The sequence below is a fragment of the Croceitalea vernalis genome, assembly GCF_031846405.1.
GTDB classification, from domain to species: domain Bacteria; phylum Bacteroidota; class Bacteroidia; order Flavobacteriales; family Flavobacteriaceae; genus Croceitalea; species Croceitalea vernalis.
Genome location: NZ_JAVRHU010000005.1, coordinates 33,964 through 55,813 on the forward strand (window position 1 = coordinate 33,964; position 21,850 = coordinate 55,813).

Sequence of the window (21,850 nt, forward strand, 5' to 3'; positions counted from 1 at the left end):
GTTATAACAAACTGATATTTTGACTTTTAAAAGCATCTAATTCTTTATGATCAGGATTTAATTCGGTAATCATGGTACTAATGGCATTAATCTCACAAGTCTTATAACGATGTTGAGAGTTTAACTTTTCAGAAATACACAAGAGTACCGTTTTCTTTGATGCACTAATAACCGCTTTTTTAGTTTGAACAATATCCCAATCAAATTCTGTTAATCCAAAATCAGCATCCACATACCCAGTGCCAATAAAACTATAATCCACTTTAATTTCAGATAGGTTATGAATAGTATTTGCTCCAATCGCAATCTGAGAATCTTTAGACAATTTACCTCCAATAAAGATAGTTTCAACGTTAGGTTTATTCAATAATTCAGAAGCCACTGTTAAGCTCAATGTGAAACAGGTTAACTGAATTTTGAGTGGTAATAGTCTGGCAAGTTCAAGGCAAGTTGTGCCTCCGTCAATTAAAACCACGCTATTATCTTTTAATAATTTGATAGCTTTTTCGGCAATGGCAGTTTTCTCTTCTAAAGCATAAACATTATTACGTGCGGGGCTATAATTTGCAAAACCCAAAGAGACAGCTCCACCATGTACTTTTCTTAATCGATTTTCGCTATCCAATTCCTTGACATCACGTCTAACAGTATCAATTGATACATCTAGCTTTTCTGCAATATCTGTGAGTTGAACTCTATTATGAAGCTCAACCTCATTTAAAATGGTTCGCTGTCTTTCTTCTTTTAGCATAAATCTTATTCAAAACACAAAGATATACAAATCCTCAAAACTGCTGTTTTAATCCGTTTTAATATTAAACAAATGTTATTAATTGCAAAAAACAGCAAATAAAAAAGCATAAAACTGCAATTATGTTTATATTTGTACTGCGTAACCGCAAAACCTTGCAATATTAACAGCATCGATTTACTATTATGAAAACCACTTTACTATCTAAAAAAAGTTTCGACATTTCATACAAGCCTGTTGGGCAATTTGAAGAAACACGTTTTGAAAAAATACATAATGTAATTTTTGATAGCTCAAGCCAAGCCTCAATAATTGTAGCTCAAGAAATTGCTGAGCTCATTCGAAAAAAACAACAACAAAATTTGCCTTGTGTTTTGGGCCTTGCTACTGGTTCATCTCCAATACGAGTATATGAAGAACTAGTTCGTATGCATAAGGAAGAACAATTAAGTTTTTCCAATGTAATTACGTTCAATTTGGATGAATACTTACCTATGGAAAAAGATAACCGACAGAGCTATTGGTATTTCATGCATGAAAATTTATTTAACCATGTAGATATACCTTCTGAAAATATAAATATCCCAGATGGAACTCTATTGGGTGATGATATCATTCCTTATTGCTTGAATTACGAACAAAAAATAAAAGATGTTGGCGGACTTGATTTTCAATTATTAGGTATTGGTAGAACGGGTCATGTCGGGTTTAATGAGCCGGGTTCGCATTATAATTCGGGTACTAGAGTGATTACTTTAGACCATATCACAAGAGTAGATGCCGCTCCCGCATTTTTAGGAATTGACAATGTACCTAGAAGAGCAATAACAATGGGAATTTCTACCGTTCATAATGCAAGAAGAATTGTATTGCTTGGCTGGGGTCAAAATAAAGCGGACATTATTAAAAAAACTGTTGAAGGAGAAATTTCATCAGAAGTGCCTGCAACTTATTTGCAGAAACATCACAATTGTACTTTTGTTCTAGACAACGGAGCTGGCAGTAAGTTAACAAGAAATAAAACCCCTTGGTTAGTTGATGAATCTTGTGAATGGAATGAAATACTAACTGCAAAGGCTGTACTCTGGTTAAGTATAACTTTGAATAAATCAATTCTAAGTCTAACTGATAAAGATTATAATGACAACGGAATGTCCGGATTACTCGCGCAACAAGACTCTTATGATCTTAACATAAAAATGTTCAATAGTCTGCAACATACAATTACCGGTTGGCCTGGTGGTAAACCAAAAGCAGATGATACTAGCAGACCTGAAAGAGCACAACCTGAAAAGAAAAGAGTAATTATTTTTAGTCCTCACCCAGACGATGATGTAATTTCAATGGGAGGTACTTTTGATAGACTAATAGAACAAGGTCATGATGTTCACGTGGCTTATCAAACCTCAGGTAATATTGCTGTAACGGACACTGAAGCTTTAAAATTTGCAGAAGTCTTGGATAATGTAAATTCATCAAAAAAATCAAAAGACTTAATTTCTGCAATTACAACAAAAACGGAAAGCGGAATAGATACTTTAGAAGTACGCAAACTAAAAGGAAGCATCCGAAGAGGTGAGTCATTTGCAGCTACGCGCTATTTGGGCTTACCGGATACAAACGTGCATTTTTTGGACCTACCCTTTTATGAAACAGGAACTATTAAAAAAAATAATCTAACCCAAGATGATGTTGCCCTAATGATTGATATCATTAAAAAAGTTAAACCACATCAAATTTATGCCGCAGGAGATTTAGCTGACCCACATGGAACTCATAGTGTCTGTCTAGACGCTGTTTTTGCCGCATTGAATGATTTAAAAAATGAAAAATTTATGGAAGACTGCTGGGTTTGGCTGTATAGAGGTGCCTGGCATGAATGGGATATTCATGAAATTGAAATGGCAGTTCCTATGAGTCCTACACAAGTCTTGAAAAAAAGAAATGCCATTTTCTGTCATCAATCGCAAAAAGATGGAGTAATGTTTCAGGGAGATGATACCCGCGAATTTTGGATGCGTGCAGAAGAAAGAAATAAAAATACTGCGGAAAAATATCGAAAGTTAGGACTTGCAGAATACGCTGCAATAGAAGGGTTTGTTCGCCATCGTTATATCTGAAGTAAAAGAACTATTTTAGTAGAAACCACTATCAAATGATTGAAAAAAATAAATGGGCTTGGGTTTGGGTTCCCATACTATATTTCACCCAGGGCCTGCCGTATGTTATGGTAGTTACGGTTTCAGTGATAATGTATAAAAAATTAGGAATTAGTAATGCCGATATTGGTTTATATACGAGTTGGTTGTATTTACCGTGGGTAATTAAACCGCTTTGGAGTCCATTTTTAGAACTAATAGGCACCAAACGTAATTGGTTTTTAATCATGCAAATGGTTATTGCAATTTCACTTTTGGGGGTAGGCTTTTTACTGCCAACAAACATATTTTTTGTAACTACCCTGGCCTGTTTTTGGATGGCTGCCTTTGCTTCGGCAACCAATGATATAGCCTCTGATGGTTACTATATGATAGGTCTTACCCAAGAAAAACAATCCTTTTTTGTAGGGCTGCGGAGTACTTTTTACAAACTAGCAAATGTTACTGGACAAGGGCTTTTGGTAATTATGGCCGGGTTTTTAGAAAATCATTACGGAGATAATACCAAAGCCTGGTCTATTACCATGATTGCTGCCGGAATTTTGATGCTCGTTTTGACAATTTCCAATTTATTTGCAACACCAAAATATGAATCTTCTATTACCATCATTAAGGAAAAACCAAAAGGCTATTTAGAAGTGTTCAAGTCTTTTTTTACCAAGCCTAACATGGGTATGGCGCTAACTTTTATATTATTTTTTAGATTAGGCGAATCGCAACTAGTTAAAATGGCCTCTCCATTTCTTTTAGATTCAAAGGAAGTTGGTGGCCTGGGATATTCAACAGCAGAAGTTGGTACCATTTATGGAACAGTTGGTGTAATAATGCTAACTATTGGAGGAATTTTAGGAGGAATTTTAATATCAAGAGATGGGTTAAAAAAATGGTTCTTTTTAATGGTTTTATCGTTGAACATACCGAATGCATTCTACGCATTTTTAGCCTTCACCAAAACTACAAGTCTTGCAGCTGTAGTAACCACAGTAGTCTTAGAACAATTTGGTTACGGATTTGCGATTGCAGGGTTTATGGTTTTTCTAATCTATATCGCAGAGGGTATGTCAAAAACGTCGCATTATGCAATTGCTACTGGATTCATGGCTTTAGGCATGATGTTACCTGGTTTAATCAGTGGTTATATGCAAGAATGGTTAGGTTATGATGGTTTCTTTATTTGGGTTGTATTAGCAGCAATACCGTCATTAATACTATTAAAATATATCAAGTACCCACCAGATTATGGTAAAAAAGCAACTTAGTTAATGAGTAAAATACCACCCTATAATCAAGCAAAAGGCATGTTGACTTTAAAAGAAAAAGTCGGTCAATTTTTTATGCCTGCAGCTTTTATTAATGATTCAGAAGACGAGATTCAAAAAATTGAGAATCTGATTAAAAACTGCGGCATCGGGTCTGTTTGTTTTTTTCATAGTCGTGCTAGTGCAGCAACAAATTATGAAGGCAAAAAAGAGGTTATTTATAATGCTAAAAGTCTCGACAAATTAAGAGAATTGATTGCCCGCTATCAGGCTGCTTCAAAATATCCATTACTGATTGCAATTGATGCCGAATGGGGCTTAGCTATGCGGGTAGAGCAAACACCACAATATCCTTACGCGCTTACTTTAGGGGCGATAAAAGACAATCCTGAACTTATTGAAGCTGTCGGAGAACACATTGGAGTAGATTGTAAAAAAGCAGGAATTCATTGGAATCTCTGTCCATCAGTAGACATTAACAATAATCCTGATAATCCGGTAATTGGTTATCGCTCTTTTGGTGATGAACCAGAAGAGGTATACCAAAGAGCGAAAGCCTTTATTAATGGAATGAATAAAAGCGGTGTATTGAATTCCATTAAACATTTTCCTGGTCATGGAGACACCTCAGTTGATTCTCATTTAGGTTTACCTCGAATAGATAAATCAAAAGAGGAGTTACTTAAAAATGAATTATTTCCTTTCAAACAATTAATTCAACATAAAGTAGATTCTGTAATGGTGGGTCATTTAGCGGTGCCCGCTATTAGTCATAGTCAAACTAAATCCTCAACCATTTCAATACCAATAGTTAATGATTTAATTCGTAAAGAATTTAAACATTCTGGTGTAATTATAACAGATGCATTAAATATGCATAGCGTATCTAAATTATATGATACGTATGGTCAACTAGAATGGGAAGCCTTTGAAGCCGGAAATGATGTTTTATGTTTTGCAGAGCATACTGCAGAAGGAATTGATCTAATTCTAAAAAATGCAACAAAGAAGGAAATCGAAAACAGTTTTGAACGCGTATGGTCGCTGAAGGAGAAGGGATTTAAAAATTCTGCAAAAAATATTGCTTATGATTATCAGGACTTGATGAATACTTTGGCAGCAAAAACCTTGACTATGGTCAAAGGAAAACCAGAGGATATTGAAAAGTTACATCAATCTGAGTTTCAATTCATCCAAGTAGGCAAAAAAGAACGTACCATCTTTGGTGAAAGCATCAAAAGAGACCAAAAAAATAAGAAGAATACTATCGTTGCAATATTCCCACCAGAAATGAAACCAACGAATCATTTTGGGCTTTTTGGAGATGACATCAAGAAAGTAAATGATCTTATTGCAAGTACTAACTGTATTGTTTATCTCTTTGGAAACCCCTATACATTAAGACTATTTAATTGGGAAAAGGCAACAGCAATTGTTGTTGTGTATCAAGATTTTGATATGTTTCAAGAAAATGCCGTAGCCCATTTTTATGGACGCATTCGAGCCGAAGGTCACTTACCCGTTACATTGTAATGTCACTTAAATGAATGAAATCATTACTTCATGGGAACTCAATGCAGCGGAATGGATTAAAACCATTTCCGATGGGTCCATAAGCTCTCGACAATTCACCAACCAGGCAATTCTTGATGTTATTCTAGCTTTGGATTCAAATACTATTATTGATGTAGGCTGTGGTGAAGGTTGGTTGACAACTGTCTTGTCAAATTCCGGTAAACAAGTTGTAGGTATTGACGCCGTTGAAGCATTATTGCAACATGCTCGTAGCAAAAGTGATGTGCCCTTTTTAAAAATGACTTTTGAAGAAATCACCTCAGGGATTCCGATTCCCCATGGTCCGTTTGACCTAGCCGTTTTTAACTTTTGTCTCTATCAAAAGGATGGGCTGACCGATTTATTGACACAAACTAAAAAAAGGCTTGTAAAAACAGGAGCTATTTTAATACAAACCCTTCACCCTTACTTTTTAATGGAACAGCAACTGCCTTATGAAAGTCAATGGCTTCAAGATTCGTGGAAAGGACTTGACGGCAACTTTACCAATGGACATCATTGGTTTGCCCGAACTTTTGAGGATTGGCATACTGAATTACAAAGGATTCCTGATACCAAAATATCTTTTAAAGAAATAACGAATACTTGCGGTAAACCTTTATCATTAATCATAACTATTAAGAAGACTACATGAAAAAATTTAAGGTTTTGGGTATGATGTCCGGTACATCTCTTGATGGGTTAGATATCGCTTACTGTCATATTTGGAAGGAAAATAATACTTGGGATTTTGAAATTCGTCAAACTCGAGCTATTTCCTATCATGATGAATTATTCGGATTACTAAAAAATGCCATACACCTTTCCGAAAAAGAGCACGCTAATTTGCATCGCGATTATGGTGTTTGGCTGGGCGAACAGGCTAAGGTATTTATTGAAGAACATGATTTTGATATTGATTTTATAGCTAGCCACGGTCATACCTCACACCATAGACCCGAAGAAGGAATTACTTTTCAATTAGGCCATGGACAGTTACTCGCCAATACCGCCCAACAAAAGGTGATTTGTGATTTTCGCACATTTGATGTGGCTAATGGTGGTCAAGGTGCTCCCCTAGTTCCAATAGGTGATTCTCTATTACTCCCAGAATATGAGTTCTGTCTAAATCTTGGCGGCATTAGTAACTTCTCTTTTGAAAAAGATGGTAGTCGCATCGCATATGATATTGGACTTGCCAATATGCCTTTGAACTATCTCACTGAAAAAATTGATTTAAAATATGATGACGATGGAAAATTGGCGAGAAATGGAAAATTAATTCCGACTCTTTTGAAAGAACTAAATGCTCTTGAATATTACAAGCTCTCATATCCAAAATCTACAGGTTATGAATGGTTTACTTCCGAAATAATTCCTTTAATTGAAAGTCATGAGGGAACTATTGCAGACAAATTACGTACCATCATTCAACATAATTGCGAACAAATTTCTAATGCAATAACTAAAGAACAACCTCGTAAAAATAGTCAGGTTTTAGTTACTGGTGGTGGAGCGTTAAATTCATTTTTTATTGATACGCTCCAAGAAAAATTAGGTAGCCATACTAAAGTACATATACCACCTAAAAAATTTATTGAATTTAAAGAAGCTCTTGTTTTTGCCTTTATGGGAGTCCTGAAAGACTTAGATGAAATAAATGTTTTATCATCTGTTACGGGTGCGAGAAAAGATTCTAGCAGTGGAGTTGTTTTTGAACCCACAAAGAATCACTAAGTATTTGACAAGGCAACCTTCTTTCTTCTTGATAAAAGAATCAAAAGAACGGCTCCAAATCCGCAAAAAGCCAAACCAATAAAAAGAGGCAAAGCCAAATCTTCAAGAAATGCCCCAATAAAAGTTGCTATAGGGACAGAAATCAATGTTGAAACAAAACCATTTATTGCAGCTCCAATTCCCGCAATATGACCAATTGGTTCCATAGCAATAGACCTAAAATTCCCCCACATAAATCCTAAACAGAAGAATTGTAAAAAGAGAAAAACCACCAAAACAATTACTTCCGGATTAGGTGAATTCCAAAAAAACACTAAATAACTCATTGCCACTAAACTAAAGGCTATAGTAGCAGCAAGGGAAAGATTACGCATACCAAAACGCATCACCATAGTACCATTTGTGAAAGTAGAAGTCCCGATTGAAACAGCCAAACCGGCAAAAATGTAGGGAAAAGCCTCTCTTAATCCATATTGATCTTCAAAAATATGCTGTGCTGAACTCAAATAAACCAAAAAAGCGCCTGTCACCAATCCAGAAACAAAAGTGTATAAAACCGTTTCCGGGTACTTCATCATCTCTTTAGCCCCTCCTACAAAGTTTTTAGGCGAAAATTTGACTTTATACTCTGGATTAAGCGTTTCTTTTTGTCTTTTCCAAAACCAAATCCATAGTATTAAACCTAAGAAAAGATGTACATAAAATATTGTTTGCCAATTAAAATGGTCAATGATGAATTTACCCAAAGCAGGGGCAACTACGGGAACAAGAATAAAAAAAGCAGTTATAAAAGACATCACTTTAGCCATATAATCACCCTTGTAAGAATCACGAATTATAGAAATTGCTATAGTTCTATGTGCTGACAATCCGATACCTTGAAGCACTCTTCCAACTACCATAACCTCTAAATTTGGAGCTAATAAGCAAATTAAACTGGCGACTCCAAAAACTACGAAACCAGCATACACCATAGGTTTTCGCCCATATTGATCCGAGAGCGGTCCGAAAAATAATTGCCCGACTCCCAATCCCAAAAAAATCATGGTGATTAATAATTGATTGTCTTTTGAGTCGTAACTATTTATAGTCGCTCCAATATCAGGAATAGCAGGTAAAAGGGTGTCTATAGACAATGCAACAATCGACATTAATGAAGCCATTAATGCGATAAATTCAAAGTTAGGTTTGGTACTATTCTCTTGCATCCGGCAAAAGTAAGTATACCTCAAACACTAAAAAACAATAAGCTATGGTATTTGTATTTTGTAGACTCAAAGAAACATTTGTGCACCTTTTTTATTCTAAAGGGAAATTTTCATGTATTCTTCAAAGAAGCCCTTTAAATCGGTTATAAAGGAATATTTCCATGCTTCTTTTTAGGTAATTCTACTTGTTTATTTTCTAACATTGCATAGGTCTTTAGTAGCTTCCTACGGGTATTTTCAGGTAAGATGACCTCATCAATAAAACCGCGTTGCGCTGCTCTATAGGGGTTAGCAAACTTATCCGCATATTCCTTTTCTTTTTCTTTAAGCTTAGCTTCTTGGTTGTTGGCTTCTGAGATTTCACGTTTAAAAATAATTTCACTTGCTCCTTTTGCTCCCATAACAGCTATTTCGGCGGACGGCCAGGCAAAATTAAAATCAGCACCAATATGTTTGGAATTCATAACATCATAAGCACCTCCATAGGCCTTCCTAGTTATTACGGTAACCTTAGGTACCGTTGCTTCACTTAGAGCGTACAATAATTTTGCACCATGCATAATAATACCATTCCATTCTTGATCTGTGCCAGGTAAAAAACCAGGAACATCGACTAGAACCAAAATAGGAATATTAAAAGCATCACAGAAGCGGGTAAATCGAGCAGCTTTCTTAGAACTATCCACATCGAGTACTCCTGCCAAAATTAAAGGTTGATTAGCTATGACTCCAATACTTCTGCCACCTAACCTGGCAAAACCTACAACAATATTCTCTGCATAAGTTTTATGAATTTCAAAAAAAGATTCCGTATCAATAATTCCATTGATAACTTCATGCATATCATAAGGTTTATTGGGATTATCTGGTACTATAGTATTTAAATCGTCACGTATCTCATCAGTTAAGATAAAAGCTAACTTAATCGGTTTCTCAGTGTTATTTTGAGGTAGATAGGATAGTAACCTTTTTAAATCTATCAAACAAGCAGCATCATTAGAAGATGTTACATGGGCGACGCCAGATTTTGAAGCATGAGTCTTTGCTCCCCCTAATTCTTCAGAAGTTACTTCTTCATTGGTAACTGTTTTTACCACATTCGGACCGGTAACAAACATATAACTCGTTTGATCTACCATTACAATAAAATCAGTAATTGCTGGTGAGTAAACGGCACCACCAGCACATGGACCCATAATAGCAGATAATTGAGGTATTACGCCAGATGCCTGAACATTTCTATAAAAAATATCAGCATAACCTCCTAAAGATTTAACCCCTTCTTGAATTCTGGCACCACCAGAATCATTTAGGCCAATTATTGGAGCTCCAACTTTCATTGCCAAATCCATCACTTTACAAATTTTTTCAGCATGTGTTTCAGAAAGTGATCCACCAAAAACCGTAAAGTCCTGTGCATACAGGTAAACCAACCTCCCGTCAACCGTACCATAGCCTGTAACTACGCCATCGCCTAAATAAATTTCTTTATCCATACCAAAATCCGTGGTACGATGGGTTACTAAAATTCCCATTTCTTCAAATGATCCTTCATCTAAAAAGAATGCAATGCGTTCTCTTGCTGTAAGTTTCTTTTTGGCATGTTGTCTTTCAATCCTTTTTTCGCCTCCACCTAGTTTTGCCTCTGAAATACGGTTTTGTAACTTTTTTACTTTCTCGTCCATGTCATTTAATTTATAGGCAGTCTTAGGATTTTTTGATCTTCAAAATATTTTTTCAAAGCGATAATCGCTGCAATTCTAGCATCTTTTTCATGTTCTTTTTGTAATATTTTAGGAGCATAATATTTTCTCACAAAATGGGTGTCAAAATTACCGGAACGAAAGGCTTCATGACGCATCACATAAGCGCCAAATGGTAGTGTTGTTTGCACACCTTTGACTTCGTAATTTTCTATAGCCTTAATCATTAGCTCTATAGCTTCTTCACGAGTTTTACCGTAAGTAATCAGCTTAGAAAGCATTGGGTCATAATAAATGGGAATATCCATGCCTTCTTCGAAACCGTTATCGACTCGAATACCTACTCCTTTTGGTAATTTATAACGATTTAACGTACCAACACTTGGTAGAAAATCATTTAAAGGGTCTTCCGCATAAACTCTTAACTCTAAGGCATGACCGTTTATTCTTAAATCTTCTTGCTTGATATTTAGTTCTTCACCGCTTGCAATTTTGATTTGCAACTCAACTAAATCTAAACCGGTAATTAACTCAGTTACCGGATGTTCAACTTGCAATCGGGTATTCATTTCTAAAAAATAGAAATTGTGTTCTGCATCTATTAAAAATTCAACTGTACCAGCACCGACGTAGTCGCAGGCCTCGGCTACTTTTGTCGCCGCAATACCCATTTGATTTCTAAGTTCAGTGGTCAAAACAGAGGAAGGAGCTTCTTCAACAACTTTTTGGTGACGTCGCTGAATGCTACATTCACGTTCAAAAAAGTGAAGAAAATTACCATGTCCATCAGCCATTACTTGAATCTCAATATGACGAGGAGAGCTAACATATTTTTCAATAAAAACAGAGCCATCACCGAATGCCGAAGTAGCTTCACTTATCGCTCTTGTCATCTGTGATGCTAACTCCGCTTCTTTTTCTACAATTCGCATTCCTTTTCCACCGCCGCCGGCCGAAGCTTTTATTAAAATAGGAAAACCAATTTCTTTTGCTATTTCAAGTGCCTTTTTCACATCTGTTATAGCTTTATCAACACCAGGCACCATCGGAATGTCATATTTTTTTACGGCTTCTTTTGCAGCCAATTTGCTCCCCATGACACGAATGGCATGAGATTTTGGTCCAATAAATAGTAATCCATTATCCTCTACTGCTTCTGCAAACTCAGCATTTTCACTTAAAAAACCATAACCGGGATGAATACCATCAACACCTAAATTTTTTGCGACTTCGATTATTTTATCACCTAACAAATAAGACTGATTTGATGGAGCCGGACCAATACAAATCGCTTCATCTGCAAAACGAACATGCGGTGCGTATCTATCCGCTTCTGAAAACACAGCGACAGTTTTAATTCCCATTTTTTTCGCTGTTCGCATAACACGAATGGCAATCTCTCCCCTATTGGCTACTAATAATTTTCTCATGAATTACCCTATTCAAATGTAATTAGCGTTCTTTTCTTTTCTACTGCTTCACCTGTATTTACTGAAATACTTTTAATAACTCCATCTCTTGGAGAAACAATAACATTCTCCATTTTCATGGCTTCCAAAATAAGAAGCTGATCATTCTCCTTAACTTCTTGACCTTCTTGAATTGAAACTTCTAGTATAAGACCTGGCATTGGTGCCTCAATACTTTCAACTAAAGCAGAATTGTTCAATACAAAACCCATGCTATCAATTAAGCTATCTAATGGAGTTTCAATAACCACATCATAGTCATCATTATTTATTTTTAATTGATAACGCTTATTTCCAAAATCAGAATGTGTGGTCTGTATATGAAATGATTTATTCTCGTGTAAAAGATGAAAAGAAGCTTCGCCGGTCTTTACAATATCTAAAGAATCTAAATCTTGTGCGGTAAGTTCAAATTCATAGGCACCGTTCACTTTAAGCTTATACGATTTCTCCATTGGGTTGTTTTACTTTTAGGTCTTCTAAGATAAGTGATTAAGCTTGAATTTGCTATCTGGCTAAATTGAAGGAGTATATGATTTTTAAATAGAATGGGCGGTTTTAAATGGAAAGGTCATGATAATTTAACCACTCACTTAAAGTTGTTCTTCTATCAAATACTAAGATCAAATTATTACTTTTGATTTAAACTTTTTTTATGCTCATCATTGGAATTGCTGGAGGAACAGGTTGTGGAAAAACTACAGTGGTCAAACAGATTATTGATGAACTACCAGAAGATGAAGTGGTAGTGATTTCTCAAGACTCCTATTACAATGACTTGGCTCATATGACTAAAGAAGAAAGGAGTAAGGTAAATTTTGACCATCCAAACTCTATTGATTTTGAGTTACTGATGTACCATTTAAATGAGTTAAGAAAGGGTAATTCAATCGAAATTCCTGTTTATTCCTTTGTAGAAGAAACTAGATTAGCTGAAACAATTACCACTGTACCAAAAAAGGTGATTATTGTTGAAGGGATTTTAGTTTTAAGTAACCCAGAACTAAGAAAGTTATTTGACATTAAAATATATGTTCATGCCGACTCTGATGAACGCCTCATAAGACGTTTACAACGCGACATGAAAGAAAGAGGTCATGACCTAGAAAAGGTGTTGCATCGTTATCAAAATGCGGTAAAACCCATGCATAATGAGTTTATTGAACCATCAAAAGAGTTTGCAGATATCATTATTCCAAACAACCATTACAATACGGTAGCAGTCGATATGGTTAGAACTATTATTATTGAAAAATTGGTTTAGTCGATGAGCTGGAAAGATTTAAAACAAAAAGGTTGGTTTCGATTTTTGACAAACATGTATGTTTTAGTCTTAACGCTGTTTGTTATTTGGATGGCATTTTTTGATACTAACTCTCTACTTATTCATTTAGAATTAAAAAAAGAAATCAATAAACTAGAGCAACAGAAAGCCTTTTTAAAAGATGAAATTGAGAAGGATAAAAAAGTATTAAAAAAACTTTCTAATGAAGATGAACTGGAAAAGTTCGCTAGAGAGCAATATTATATGAAAAAAGACAATGAAGAAATTTTTCTCATTGAACATGAAGACAGTTTAAAGCAGAAGCATTAAATAGTTGAATTTATGACCATGAAAAACGAATCACTTTTTTCAGAATTTCAAGAAGTTTCTGCTAAGCAATGGAAACAAAAAATTCAGTTTGATCTAAAGGGAGCAGATTATAATGAAACTCTAGTTTGGGAATCTTTAGAAGGTATACATGTTAAACCGTTTTATCATAGTGAAGATTTGGATAAAACATCTAGTCTAGTCTCAACTCACAATGATATTTGGCAAATTGGGCAATCTATTTATGTTAATGATGAAGTCAAAGCCAATGAAAAAGCCAAAGATGTTCTTAATAAAGGGGTTTCATCTTTAGTTTTTAAAATTTCTAATTCATCTATTACTTGGTCTGTACTTTTTAAAAATCTAGATCTCACAAATACACCGATTCATCTTCATCTAAATTTTTTGGATAATGAATCCATCACTAGATTAATAAATTTTGTTGATGACAAGGTTATAGAGGTCTATCTGCACATCGATATTTTAGGACATTTAGCCAGAACAGGAAATTGGTTTTATAATCAAGCAAAAGATCATCAAATTCTCGAAGATATATTCCATACATGTGCTACAAAAAAAAACTTCTCAGTTTTAGCAGTTGATTTAAGCTTGTACCAAAACGCTGGTGGCAATATGGTTCAACAATTAGCCTATGGCCTTGCCCATGCCAATGAGTATTTAAATCATCTCTCACTTTTAAAACAGGGTTCAGAAGAAAAGTCAATATCAATGACTTTTAATGTAGCTGTTGGTGGAAATTATTTTTTTGAAATAGCAAAGTTAAAAGCGCTACGAGCTCTCTGGTCCGCTTTAAGTCAAGAATATAACTATGATTTACCTTGTCATATTAAAGTAAGACCAAGCAAGCGCAATAAAACTATATATGATTATAACGTGAACATGCTTAGAACAACTTCTGAATGCATGTCGGCTGTGCTTGGCGGAGCAAATACAGTATGTAATCTACCTTATGATTCATTATATCATAAAGACAATGAGTTTGGGGAAAGAATAGCTCGTAATCAACTATTGTTATTAAAGGAAGAAAGCTATTTTGATGATGCGGTAAAAGCTGTTGAAGGTACATATTACATCGAAAGTCTAACGCAACAATTGGCAGAAAAAGCACTTGTCCTTTTTAAACAAATAGAAAATAGTGGTGGCTTTTTAAAACAATTGAAAGAAGGAATCATTCAAAAGAAAATAAAAGAAAACGCAGCAAAAGAACAAACAAAATTTGATAAGGGAGAATTAGTTTTAATTGGCACAAACACCTTCCAAAACTTGGAAGATAAAATGAAAGATGATTTAGAATTGCACCCTTTTGTAAAAACAGAAAAGCGGAAGACGGTGATTGAGCCGATTATACAGAAAAGACTTTCAGAAGTTTTAGAACAAAAGCGATTACAAGATGAGTAGAAAGAATCTTCAGTATATAGAACTTCATACTCAGAATATCGAGAGAGATAATAGAGGTTTTGATTTCGCCGCGGGCATCCCTCCTTTTCTTCGGGGTCCTTATTCCACGATGTATGTCCGTCGCCCATGGACAATACGACAATATGCCGGTTTTTCAACGGCCGAAGAGAGTAATGCCTTTTACCAACGAAATTTAAAAGCTGGTCAAAAAGGCCTTTCCGTTGCCTTTGATTTGCCAACCCATCGAGGGTATGACAGCGACAATGAACGCGTTATTGGTGATGTAGGTAAAGCTGGGGTCGCCATTGATTCAGTCGAGGATATGAAAATTCTTTTCGACAATATTCCATTGGATAAAATGTCAGTTTCTATGACCATGAATGGTGCAGTTTTACCAATTATGGCCTTCTATATTGTAGCAGCTGAAGAGCAAGGAGTATCTCTTGACCAACTTACAGGTACTATTCAGAATGATATTTTGAAAGAGTTCATGGTGCGCAACACTTACATTTATCCTCCAGCGCCTTCCATTCAAATTATAGCTGACATTTTTGAATTTACTAGTCAAAAAATGCATCGTTTCAACAGCATAAGTATTTCTGGTTATCACATGCACGAAGCAGGTGCACCAGCAGCATTAGAGGTTGCCTATACACTAGCTGATGGCATCGAATACATTAAAACAGGAATTAAAGCTGGATTAAAAATTGATGATTTTGCACCTCGGCTTTCCTTCTTTTGGGGGATTGGAATGAATCATTTTACTGAAATTGCTAAAATGCGCGCTGCGCGAATGCTATGGACCAAATTGGTTAAAAAATTCAATCCGAGTAATGAAAAATCTTTAATGCTCAGAACGCACTCTCAAACCAGTGGTTGGAGTTTAACAGAACAAGACCCTTTCAACAATGTCGCAAGAACGACTATTGAAGCTATGGCGGCGGCTTTTGGAGGAACGCAAAGCCTACATACCAACGCTTTAGATGAAGCTATCGCATTACCAACAGATTTTTCTGCACGCATTGCCAGAAACACTCAAATATACCTGCAAAAAGAAACTGAAATAACTAGAACTGTTGACCCTTGGGCTGGCAGTTATTATGTTGAAGAACTAACCAAATCAATTGCTGAAGAGGCTTTTCAATTGATCAATGAGGTAGAGGAACTTGGGGGTATGACAAAAGCAATTGAAGCAGGTATTCCTAAATTGAGAATTGAAGAGGCCGCGGCAAAAAAGCAAGCACGATTAGATAGTGGTCAAGAAGTTTTGGTGGGCGTAAACAAATTTGTTTTGGAAGATGAAGATGATCTTCAGATATTGGAAGTGAACAATAAAATGGTCCGAACGCAACAAATAAATAGCCTTACAAAAATTAAATTAGCTCGAGATTCTCAAAAGGTAAGTTCTTGTTTGCGTGAAATTGAAGTTGTCGCCGGACAGAAAATGAATGGTGAATCCAGTAAAAATTTACTAGCTTTAGCTGTAAATGCGGCTAGAGAACGTGCTACTTTAGGTGAGATTAGTGATGCCTTGGGAAAAGCCTTTGGTCGTTATAGAGCTAAAATTCAATCCGTAAGCGGCGTGTATTCAAAAGAAATTAAAAATGATACTAGCTTTAAAAAAGCTAAAAAGATGGCTGATGATTTTGCTGAAAATGAAGGACGTCGCCCAAGAATAATGGTGGCTAAAATGGGGCAAGATGGTCATGATCGGGGTGCCAAGGTAGTTGCCACTGGGTATGCCGATTTGGGCTTTGATGTAGATATTGGACCATTATTTCAGACTCCACAAGAAGTAGCCAAACAAGCCGTTGAGAATGATGTTCATGTACTTGGTATTTCGTCTTTAGCGGGAGGTCATAAAACTTTAGTCCCAGCAGTTTTAAAAGAGCTTAAATCATATAATCGAGAAGATATTATGGTGATAGTTGGGGGTGTAGTTCCAAAGCAAGACTATGATTACCTCTATGGAGCTGGCGCAGTGGCGGTGTTCGGACCCGGAACAAAAATCAGTGATACAGCTATAGAAATACTGACTATTTTATCTACTTAACTGTCATTTAAATTCCAACAAAGTTCGTTTTTATCAAACTTTAACTTTCCTTAACGCACATTACATTACTTATTCACTTTGTGTTAACAAATTACATTTAATAGCTTTATAAATAATTGTATTTTTACCTTCTAACTTACGCAACAAATGGGCAAAATCATTGCTATTGCAAACCAAAAAGGAGGTGTTGGTAAAACGACTACAACAGTAAATCTTGCTGCCTCTCTAGGAGTTTTAGAAAAGAAAGTTTTATTGATAGATGCGGACCCTCAGGCAAATGCAACTTCAGGATTGGGTATTGATGTTGAAAGTGTTGAAAAAGGGACATACCAGTTATTAGAGCATACTGCAACTGCAAATGAGACCATAATATCGACGAATTCACCAAACGTAGATTTAATACCTTCTCATATTGATCTTGTTGCGATAGAAATTGAATTGGTCGATAAGGATAATCGTGAATACATGATGAAGCAGGCTATTGGTGCATTGAGAGAGGCTTATGATTACATTCTTATAGATTGTGCCCCCTCATTAGGTTTATTGACATTGAATGCCTTAACTGCTGCTGACGCAGTTATGATTCCAATTCAGTGTGAATATTTTGCTTTAGAAGGTCTTGGCAAATTATTGAACACAGTAAAAAGTGTTCAAAAAATACATAACCCAGATTTAGATATTGAAGGAATGTTATTGACCATGTATGATTCTCGATTACGATTATCTAATCAAGTGGTGGAAGAGGTTAAAAAACATTTCGCAGATATGGTTTTTGATACTATCATACAACGAAACGTCAAATTAAGTGAAGCTCCAAGTTATGGAGAAAGTATTATTAAATATGATGCAAGTAGTAAAGGGGCATCTAATTATTTGAATTTGGCTAACGAATTATTACAAAAAAATAAGGAGACAGTTTAGATGGCGAAAGCAACTAAGAAACAGGCTTTAGGTAGAGGTTTATCTGCCCTTTTAAAAGATCCTGAAAATGATATTCAATCAGTTTCTGATAAGAATGCTGATAAGGTAATCGGTAATGTGGTTGAACTTGAAATAGAAGCTATTGAAGTCAACCCGTTTCAACCGCGTTCTAATTTTAATGATGCGGCGTTAAAAGAACTTGCCAGCTCTATTCGTGAGTTAGGTATTATTCAGCCAATTACAGTAAGAAAACTAGATTTTAATAAATTTCAATTAGTATCCGGTGAACGACGTTATCGTGCCTCTAAATTAGTTGGGTTAGAGACCATACCTGCGTACATCCGAATAGCTAACGACCAAGAATCCTTAGAAATGGCCTTGGTTGAAAATATTCAACGCCAAGATTTAGACCCTATTGAAATTGCACTCTCTTATCAACGATTAATTGATGACATTCAATTAACGCAAGAAAAGATGAGTGAACGAGTTGGAAAAAAACGTTCTACAATCACTAATTATTTAAGGCTATTAAAATTAGACCCTATCATACAAACGGGAATGCGCGATGGCTTTTTAAGTATGGGACATGGTCGTGCCTTAGTCAATATTGAAAAGAAGAAAAATCAATTAGGAATTTATGAACGTATTTTAACTGAAAAACTTTCAGTGCGTGAAACAGAGCAATTGGTTAAGAATCTGCGTGATGGTAAAAACAGTAAAAGTTCATTGCCAGCTAAAGAAAATTCTAAAGAGCTTCCTGGTTATATCACAAAGCATTTAGATGCCATCAAAAACCACTTGGCTGTTAAGGTTGATGTTTCATCATCTGCAACTGGGAAAGGGAAAATTGTTATTCCTTTTCATTCGAAAGAGGAATTTCAGCGATTGAAAAAATTACTTTCTGGTGAATAAAGTTAGCTATCTTTTTATTCTTTTTTGTTTGGTATTCTCCATCACTTTCTCACAAGAAAACGAAGAGGAAGAAAAAACTATAACCGAACAGAAAGCAGATTCTTTACAAACAAATTTAGCACAAGAAGGTGTGGTTTTTGAAGAAGTTAGCTATGAAGGGATAAAAATTAACCCACTAGCACCAAGTAAAGCGGCATTTTACTCGGCAATTTTACCAGGTTTAGGTCAAATTTATAACAAACGTTATTGGAAGGCTCCATTAGTGTGGGGGGCACTTGGTTTAAGCATTGCTGCTTATTCAGCGAACAACACCCAATACAATCAAGTAAGAGATGCTTTTAAGAGAAGGCGTGCAGGTTTTACTGATGATGAATTCTTTGATTTAAATGGCGACGGTGTCGGTCCAGATTTTAGTGATGAATCGTTACAAGACGCTCAAGAATCAACACAAAGAAATAGAGATTTAGCATTGGTTATAAGTATCGCATTGTATGCTCTAAACATTATTGATGCCAACGTGGATGCCCACTTAAAACAATATAATGTTGATGAGCGGTTGGGTATAGATTTTAAACCATACCTCAATATCAATCCAATCAACAATGATCCAAACTACGGATTGGCATTAGTTCTAAAATTCTAGCATATGAAGATAGCCTTATTTGGATATGGTAAAATGGGTCAAATGCTTGAGAAAATTGGTCTAAGTAGAGGTCATCAAATTGTAGCAAAAATTGATGCTGGAACTTCTGAAATAGCTTATTCTGACTTTGATGTAGCCATTGATTTCAGTACACCGGATGCAGCATTCAAAAATATTACGGATTGTTTTAAACATGGAGTTCCTGTAATTTCAGGCACTACAGGTTGGTTATCCAAAATTGATGAAGCTAAAACCATTTGTAAAGAAAATAAGAGTGCATTTATTTATGCCTCAAATTTTAGCTTAGGAGTAAATATTTTTTTTGAGTTAAATAAAAATTTGGCTCAAATGATGGCTAATCTGGAACAATACAAGGTGTCTTTAGAAGAAATACACCACACCGAAAAATTAGACGCTCCAAGCGGCACAGCTATTACCTTAGCTGAGGGAATCATCGAAAACTCGTTATATTCGGGTTGGAAACTAGAAGAAGAAGTTGAAAATCATATAGCAATAACTTCAAAACGAATAGGGAAGGTGCCTGGAACACATACCATTAATTATGAAAGTTCGGTTGATGCTATTGAAATTAAACATACGGCTCACAATCGTGAAGGATTTGCCTTAGGAGCAATTATTGCAGCAGAATGGATTCAGAGTAAAGAAGGCATCTTTTCTATGAAAGATGTGTTAAATCTGACTTAATCCGTAACAAATAAGAAAAATAAAGGTCTAAGAAACAAACATTTTTTATGAACGGTACGCAGTGGATTATTTTTATACTTATTGTTCAGGTTATTCATTTTCTTGGAACATGGAAATTATATGTAAAGGCAGGGCGTAAGGCCTGGGAAGCTGCCATACCCATTTATAATGGTATTGTTTTAATGCAAATTATTAACAGACCAAAATGGTGGGTTTTGTTGTTATTTATCCCAATAATTAATCTATTAATGTTTCCGGTAATTTGGGTAGAGACCATTCGAAGTTTTGGTAAAAACAAGTCAGTAGATACTTGGTTAGCTATTCTGACTTTAGGCTTTTACATTACTTACATTAACTATACACAAGATGTCGACTATATTGAAGATCGCGATTTAAAACCAAGAACCGGACTTGGTGAATGGGTTAGTTCAATTGTATTCGCAATTGTAGCAGCAACCTTTGTACATACCTATTTTATTCAACCCTACGTGATTCCAACTGGTTCGTTAGAACGCACCTTACGTGTTGGAGATTTTCTATTTGTAAGTAAATTTCATTTTGGAGCACGAACTCCCATGACTGCTGTAGCAGCGCCAATGGTTCATGATACCATACCAGTTCTAAAAAAGCGATCCTATCTAAATAAGCCTCAAATTCCATATTTTAGATTACCTGGCTTTCAAACACCTAAGAAGAATGATATTGTTGTTTTTAGTTGGCCTGCAGATACAGTAAGGGTCTTTTTCAAGGCAGAGGAAGGTGTTCAAAAACCTATTGATAAAAAATCAAATTACGTTAAAAGGTGTGTTGGTACTCCTGGAGATTCTTTGTCGGTCGTAGATGGTTTTGTCCATATTAATGGTGAAAAATTAGAACTATCTGACCGAGCTAAGGTCATGAAAAATTATAAAATTTATTCAAGAAAAGGAGTTTCAAGTAGGTTGTTAGGTGAAATAGATGCAAGCGATTATACCCGAAAATATATTCCTGCGACACTTTCTCAAAATCAATTGAATATACTTAGAGCTAATGGTATTGCCGCTGGGTCAGATGAAAAAGGCAAACCAGTAATATTAACTGGACCACAAGGTTTACCTATTGAATTGATAAGAGAACTTCGTTTATCATTAAAGGAAGAATCACCATTATCAAGAGTCGCGAATATGACTGATGATATGGTGGCAAAACTTCGAGCCAATTCCTCTATTGATTCTGTAGTTATGGAAGTTCAAATAAAAGGAACTCCTGGTTACAATGTTTTTCCGCAGAGCCCTTATTACCGATGGAATGTTGACAATTTTGGACCTATTTATATTCCTAAAGCGGGAAGTACCGTTGAAATCAACAACAAAACAATTCCGCTTTATAAAAAAATTATAAGGGACTACGAGCATAATCAAGTTAAAGTAGAGTCCAATCGAGTATTAATTAACGGCGAAGAAGTTAGCTCTTATACCTTTAAGCAAGATTACTTTTGGATGATGGGTGACAATAGAGACCACTCAGAAGATAGCAGAGCCTGGGGTTATGTAGCTGAAGATCATATCGTGGGTAAACCAGTATTCATTTGGTTGAGTTTTGATAATTTTCAAGACGGAATTAGATTTAATGAAAAACTGCGCTGGGACCGTATATTTACTACTGTCGGAGGCAGCGGTGAACCTGTTTCCTATTTTAAATACTTCCTGATTTTATTAGCAGGTTACTTTGTATTTGATTTTTTCCGTAAAAAAAAGTCTAAATCAGCATCTTAAGCATTCATAAAA

The 21,850-nt window shown here is 35.5% G+C and carries 19 protein-coding genes; 14 read left to right on the plus strand and 5 right to left on the minus strand.

Annotated elements, in window-relative coordinates; all coding sequences use genetic code 11:
* Window position 1: 1 nt before the first annotated feature.
* Window positions 2-751, minus strand: coding sequence for a DeoR/GlpR family DNA-binding transcription regulator (locus RM520_RS13800; RefSeq protein ID WP_311386145.1), 750 nt, complete (start codon window positions 749-751; stop codon window positions 2-4).
* Between the two features lie 185 nt (window positions 752-936).
* Here RM520_RS13800 and nagB point away from each other — a divergent pair, with 185 nt between their 5' ends.
* Genes nagB through RM520_RS13825 form a run of 5 tightly spaced genes read left to right on the plus strand, consistent with a single transcriptional unit; the run spans window position 937 to window position 7,460 of the window.
* Entirely contained in the window at window positions 937-2,871 is a 1,935-nt protein-coding gene (gene nagB / locus RM520_RS13805; protein ID WP_311388392.1) for a glucosamine-6-phosphate deaminase, read from the plus strand.
* Window positions 2,872-2,906: 35 nt separating this feature from the next.
* On the plus strand, window positions 2,907-4,169 hold the full coding sequence (locus RM520_RS13810) for an MFS transporter (RefSeq protein ID WP_311388393.1): 1,263 nt from the start codon (window positions 2,907-2,909) through the stop codon (window positions 4,167-4,169).
* A 3-nt stretch (window positions 4,170-4,172) separates the two neighbouring features.
* Window positions 4,173-5,702 (plus strand): glycoside hydrolase family 3 protein, encoded by a 1,530-nt coding sequence (locus RM520_RS13815; RefSeq protein ID WP_311388394.1) that lies wholly within the window; start codon window positions 4,173-4,175, stop codon window positions 5,700-5,702.
* A 10-nt stretch (window positions 5,703-5,712) separates the two neighbouring features.
* Window positions 5,713-6,378 carry a class I SAM-dependent methyltransferase gene (locus tag RM520_RS13820; RefSeq protein ID WP_311386149.1) on the plus strand — a complete coding sequence of 222 codons (666 nt, stop codon included), beginning with the start codon at window positions 5,713-5,715 and terminating at the stop codon, window positions 6,376-6,378.
* Window positions 6,375-7,460, plus strand: coding sequence for an anhydro-N-acetylmuramic acid kinase (locus RM520_RS13825; protein WP_311388395.1), 1,086 nt, complete (start codon window positions 6,375-6,377; stop codon window positions 7,458-7,460). Before RM520_RS13820 ends, RM520_RS13825 begins: the two co-directional genes overlap by 4 nt.
* On the opposite strand, the gene RM520_RS13830 is transcribed toward RM520_RS13825, so the two are convergent.
* From RM520_RS13830 to RM520_RS13845, 4 genes are all read right to left on the minus strand, one after another.
* Window positions 7,457-8,668 (minus strand): multidrug effflux MFS transporter, encoded by a 1,212-nt coding sequence (locus RM520_RS13830; protein WP_311388396.1) that lies wholly within the window; start codon window positions 8,666-8,668, stop codon window positions 7,457-7,459. The two genes, RM520_RS13825 and RM520_RS13830, sit on opposite strands and share 4 nt — an antisense overlap.
* 143 nt (window positions 8,669-8,811) lie before the next feature.
* Window positions 8,812-10,353 carry an acyl-CoA carboxylase subunit beta gene (locus RM520_RS13835; protein ID WP_311388397.1) on the minus strand — a complete coding sequence of 514 codons (1,542 nt, stop codon included), beginning with the start codon at window positions 10,351-10,353 and terminating at the stop codon, window positions 8,812-8,814.
* Window positions 10,354-10,358: 5 nt separating this feature from the next.
* Window positions 10,359-11,801 carry an acetyl-CoA carboxylase biotin carboxylase subunit gene (accC, locus tag RM520_RS13840; RefSeq protein WP_311388398.1) on the minus strand — a complete coding sequence of 481 codons (1,443 nt, stop codon included), beginning with the start codon at window positions 11,799-11,801 and terminating at the stop codon, window positions 10,359-10,361.
* Between the two features lie 8 nt (window positions 11,802-11,809).
* On the minus strand, window positions 11,810-12,295 hold the full coding sequence (locus RM520_RS13845; protein ID WP_311388399.1) for an acyl-CoA carboxylase biotin carboxyl carrier protein subunit: 486 nt from the start codon (window positions 12,293-12,295) through the stop codon (window positions 11,810-11,812).
* Window positions 12,296-12,495: 200 nt separating this feature from the next.
* On the opposite strand from RM520_RS13845, the gene udk reads away from it, so the two are divergent.
* The 9 genes from udk to lepB all read left to right on the plus strand — a co-directional run bounded on the left by udk (window position 12,496) and on the right by lepB (window position 21,838).
* Window positions 12,496-13,104, plus strand: coding sequence for a uridine kinase (gene udk, locus RM520_RS13850; RefSeq protein ID WP_311388400.1), 609 nt, complete (start codon window positions 12,496-12,498; stop codon window positions 13,102-13,104).
* Between the two features lie 3 nt (window positions 13,105-13,107).
* The gene (locus RM520_RS13855; RefSeq protein WP_311388401.1) at window positions 13,108-13,434 is read left to right on the plus strand and encodes an FtsB family cell division protein; all 327 of its coding nucleotides are present in this window, start codon (window positions 13,108-13,110) and stop codon (window positions 13,432-13,434) included.
* Window positions 13,435-13,452: 18 nt separating this feature from the next.
* On the plus strand, window positions 13,453-14,850 hold the full coding sequence (locus tag RM520_RS13860; protein ID WP_311388402.1) for a methylmalonyl-CoA mutase subunit beta: 1,398 nt from the start codon (window positions 13,453-13,455) through the stop codon (window positions 14,848-14,850).
* Window positions 14,843-16,903 (plus strand): methylmalonyl-CoA mutase, encoded by a 2,061-nt coding sequence (gene scpA / locus RM520_RS13865; RefSeq protein WP_311388403.1) that lies wholly within the window; start codon window positions 14,843-14,845, stop codon window positions 16,901-16,903. The genes RM520_RS13860 and scpA overlap by 8 nt, the downstream gene beginning before the upstream one ends.
* A gap of 147 nt (window positions 16,904-17,050) precedes the next feature.
* Window positions 17,051-17,824 (plus strand): ParA family protein, encoded by a 774-nt coding sequence (locus tag RM520_RS13870; RefSeq protein ID WP_311386159.1) that lies wholly within the window; start codon window positions 17,051-17,053, stop codon window positions 17,822-17,824.
* Window positions 17,825-18,736, plus strand: a complete 912-nt coding sequence (locus RM520_RS13875; RefSeq protein WP_311388404.1) for a ParB/RepB/Spo0J family partition protein — start codon at window positions 17,825-17,827, stop codon at window positions 18,734-18,736.
* A complete protein-coding gene (locus RM520_RS13880) occupies window positions 18,729-19,379 on the plus strand; it encodes a DUF5683 domain-containing protein (RefSeq protein ID WP_311388405.1) in 651 nt (216 codons plus the stop codon). Before RM520_RS13875 ends, RM520_RS13880 begins: the two co-directional genes overlap by 8 nt.
* Window positions 19,380-19,382: 3 nt before the next feature.
* Window positions 19,383-20,084, plus strand: coding sequence for a 4-hydroxy-tetrahydrodipicolinate reductase (dapB, locus tag RM520_RS13885; RefSeq protein ID WP_311386162.1), 702 nt, complete (start codon window positions 19,383-19,385; stop codon window positions 20,082-20,084).
* Between the two features lie 47 nt (window positions 20,085-20,131).
* Complete coding sequence (gene lepB / locus RM520_RS13890; protein WP_311388406.1) at window positions 20,132-21,838, plus strand: signal peptidase I; 1,707 nt, start codon at window positions 20,132-20,134, stop codon at window positions 21,836-21,838.
* The last annotated feature ends 12 nt before the right edge of the window (window positions 21,839-21,850 follow it).

Excerpts from the sequence above, each read along its gene's own strand:
- RM520_RS13800 (WP_311386145.1), bottom strand. The coding sequence starts at position 751 with ATGCTAAAAGAAGAAAGACAGCGAACCATTTTAAATGAGGTTGAGCTT.
- RM520_RS13810 (WP_311388393.1), top strand. The coding sequence starts at position 2,907 with ATGATTGAAAAAAATAAATGGGCTTGGGTTTGGGTTCCCATACTATAT.
- RM520_RS13815 (WP_311388394.1), top strand. The coding sequence starts at position 4,173 with ATGAGTAAAATACCACCCTATAATCAAGCAAAAGGCATGTTGACTTTA.
- scpA (WP_311388403.1), top strand. The coding sequence starts at position 14,843 with ATGAGTAGAAAGAATCTTCAGTATATAGAACTTCATACTCAGAATATC.
- RM520_RS13855 (WP_311388401.1), top strand. The coding sequence starts at position 13,108 with ATGAGCTGGAAAGATTTAAAACAAAAAGGTTGGTTTCGATTTTTGACA.
- RM520_RS13825 (WP_311388395.1), top strand. The coding sequence starts at position 6,375 with ATGAAAAAATTTAAGGTTTTGGGTATGATGTCCGGTACATCTCTTGAT.
- RM520_RS13870 (WP_311386159.1), top strand. The coding sequence starts at position 17,051 with ATGGGCAAAATCATTGCTATTGCAAACCAAAAAGGAGGTGTTGGTAAA.
- lepB (WP_311388406.1), top strand. The coding sequence starts at position 20,132 with ATGAACGGTACGCAGTGGATTATTTTTATACTTATTGTTCAGGTTATT.
- RM520_RS13875 (WP_311388404.1), top strand. The coding sequence starts at position 17,825 with ATGGCGAAAGCAACTAAGAAACAGGCTTTAGGTAGAGGTTTATCTGCC.
- accC (WP_311388398.1), bottom strand. The coding sequence starts at position 11,801 with ATGAGAAAATTATTAGTAGCCAATAGGGGAGAGATTGCCATTCGTGTT.
- RM520_RS13860 (WP_311388402.1), top strand. The coding sequence starts at position 13,453 with ATGAAAAACGAATCACTTTTTTCAGAATTTCAAGAAGTTTCTGCTAAG.
- nagB (WP_311388392.1), top strand. The coding sequence starts at position 937 with ATGAAAACCACTTTACTATCTAAAAAAAGTTTCGACATTTCATACAAG.
- udk (WP_311388400.1), top strand. The coding sequence starts at position 12,496 with ATGCTCATCATTGGAATTGCTGGAGGAACAGGTTGTGGAAAAACTACA.
- RM520_RS13820 (WP_311386149.1), top strand. The coding sequence starts at position 5,713 with ATGAATGAAATCATTACTTCATGGGAACTCAATGCAGCGGAATGGATT.
- RM520_RS13845 (WP_311388399.1), bottom strand. The coding sequence starts at position 12,295 with ATGGAGAAATCGTATAAGCTTAAAGTGAACGGTGCCTATGAATTTGAA.
- RM520_RS13835 (WP_311388397.1), bottom strand. The coding sequence starts at position 10,353 with ATGGACGAGAAAGTAAAAAAGTTACAAAACCGTATTTCAGAGGCAAAA.
- dapB (WP_311386162.1), top strand. The coding sequence starts at position 19,383 with ATGAAGATAGCCTTATTTGGATATGGTAAAATGGGTCAAATGCTTGAG.
- RM520_RS13830 (WP_311388396.1), bottom strand. The coding sequence starts at position 8,668 with ATGCAAGAGAATAGTACCAAACCTAACTTTGAATTTATCGCATTAATG.